This is a genomic window from Streptomyces sp. NPDC053673, assembly GCF_055585225.1.
This window is the reverse complement of the sequence record NZ_JBVJKN010000088.1, coordinates 1-2,216: the sequence shown is the minus strand read 5'-3', so window position 1 is coordinate 2,216 and position 2,216 is coordinate 1. Positions and strand designations below refer to the sequence as shown.

The 2,216-nt window shown below is 55.5% G+C and carries 2 protein-coding genes; one reads left to right on the top strand and one right to left on the bottom strand.

From position 1 onward, the window contains the following. The coding region (locus ACZ6ZQ_RS38450) for a UTRA domain-containing protein (protein WP_469773179.1) at positions 1-260 on the top strand (260 nt) is incomplete at its 5' end. Between the two features lie 712 nt (positions 261-972). Here ACZ6ZQ_RS38450 and ACZ6ZQ_RS38445 read toward each other — a convergent pair. Further along, positions 973-1,914, bottom strand: coding sequence for an IS110 family RNA-guided transposase (locus ACZ6ZQ_RS38445; RefSeq protein ID WP_093200084.1), 942 nt, complete (start codon positions 1,912-1,914; stop codon positions 973-975). Between the last annotated feature and the right edge of the window lie 302 nt (positions 1,915-2,216).

The following is a 2,216-nucleotide window of genomic DNA, read 5'->3' as shown; positions in this document are numbered from 1 at the left end:
CGGGGATTCTGGAGTGTGATTTGAATCAGTCGATTACGGAGTTGTATGCGCGGGTGTATGACTTGCATTACGGGCGGGTGCGGTTTGAGATTGTGCCGACGTCATTGCAGGTTGAGGCCGCGGCGGCGTTGAGGGTGTCGGTGGGGAGCCCGGGGTTGCGGATTGCTCGGGTTAATTATGATCAGCATGAGCGGTTGATTGATTGTGATCTGGAGTTTTGGCGGCATGATGCGATTCATGTGGGGGTGGATGTGGTTTGACGGGGTGACGCGGGATGTGTTGATGGTTTGACCGTGTACATATCCGTTGCTGCGGTAACGGCTACTTATGGTTCCGCTCTTACAGCGGGTCACTTTTGGCAAACGCCCCAAAAGTAACCAAAAGGTCTTTGCCCCACCACTCGGTGCCTCGCTTAGGCTCGGCATGCCCGCACTCCGGCCCGGCTCCGCGGGCCGCCGCGACGGGCCATCCATGGCCCGGCGCGGCTAAATCGGCATCCTTGCCGATTTACCCGCTCCACCGTGCCTACTTGCGGCCATCGTGGTTGACGGGGCCCGCAGATCAAAATCAAAAGCAGATCAAGATCAAAGGCACGCAGCCTCGCTGGCGCTCGACAGCTGCTACGGGCGGGGTGGCTCTGCTTTTCTGTGGGAGCTGGCTTGCCTGCGATGCAGACAACTCGGTATTTCAGATACACCGAGGTGATGCCATCGCAGGCAAGCCAGCTCCCACATTTGACCGTGCCCGCTTTAGCTTTTGATTTTGCTCTTCAACACTCAAGCCGGCCGGTAGGCCGCTGTGCTCTTGTTGCTTTTGATTTTGATCTTAGGCGCCCCGTTAAACCACGCTGGCCGAACGCAGGCTTTGGAGCGTGGGTAACCCGGCAGGACGCCGGGTTAGCCGTCCTGGGCCAAGGATGGCCCATGACGGCGGCCCACGGTCCAAAGCCGGAGTGAGCAACCGTGTCGAATCTCAAGCCATTTCAGCGAAATGTTTTTGATCTCGGACCATCGCATTCAGGATCGTCAGCAGCTTTCTCATGCATGCAACCAGCGCCACTTTCTTCGTCTTCCCTGCAGCAAGCAGACGGTTGTAGAACCTCTCGATCACCGGGTTATGGCTCTTCGAGGACAAGACAGCCATGTAAAGCACACTTCGCACCTCAGCTCGACCACCCCATATCCGTCTACGTCCTTTGTACAGGCCGCTATCGCAGTTAAAAGGGGCCACACCAACCAATGCAGCCACTTGTTTGCGATTCACTTTGCCTAGCTCAGGAACCATCGCCAGCAGCGAAAGTGCGAGCACATTGCCAACACCTGAGACCTCGCGCAGCAAATCATAATTGGCCTTCCAGGCCGGCGAAGCTTTGATCGCTTCGTGCAAGTCATCGTCTGTACTTTTAAGACGCTTTTGAAGCCAGACGATATGTGCCTTGATATCCCGTCGAAGCGCCTTGAATACCGCCTGTTTCAGTCGAGACTCCTCCGCCACGATCATATCGATAAGCTGACGGCGTCTAGTCAGTAGATCTGCCAGTTCACGAGCGTGTTCATCTGGCATCTCCCGAATTTCGGGTTTGACCGCCTGAGCAAACTCCGCAATCACCTGGGCATCCAGAGCGTCGGTTTTAGCCAGCCGTCCGGTAGCCTTAGCGAAATCACGGACCTGACGGGGATTGACAACAACGACTGGTAATCCAGCAGCGCAAAGCTCGGCAGCGGCAAGCCGCTCATATCCGCCAGTTGCTTCCAGCACCACTAAAGCGGGCATCTGAGCCTTGAGATGCTTAGCTAAACGCTGGATATCTTCTGGAGTATTGAAAAACTGCTCGACTTGGCCAGTAGTGCTGACGAATGAGTCGAGCTTGTTTTTGGAAACATCAATTCCGACGAACGCAGAGTCATGGTCCATGGCGTTTTCCTCACGTCCAACCTTGCAGAATCGGGCTTTACGCCCAGGCAACCGTTCGGACTAGTTTAGAAAAGAACCTGCTTCGACCCATGCTCACTCACGATCTTGAAATCTGAGGGCACCACGGTCTGAAGCAGGTGAAAATAATCTTACAAGGGCACACCGAGCCTAGGCGAGGTGCCGAGTGGTGGGGCAAGAGCGTTTTGCTTACTTTTGCGCTTTTCAAAAGTGAGCCGCTGTAAGAGCGGAACCAATAGCAGCCGTTACCGAAGAAACGGATATGTACCCGACCCGACCCGACC

Excerpts from the sequence above, each read along its gene's own strand:
- ACZ6ZQ_RS38445 (WP_093200084.1), bottom strand. The coding sequence starts at position 1,914 with ATGGACCATGACTCTGCGTTCGTCGGAATTGATGTTTCCAAAAACAAG.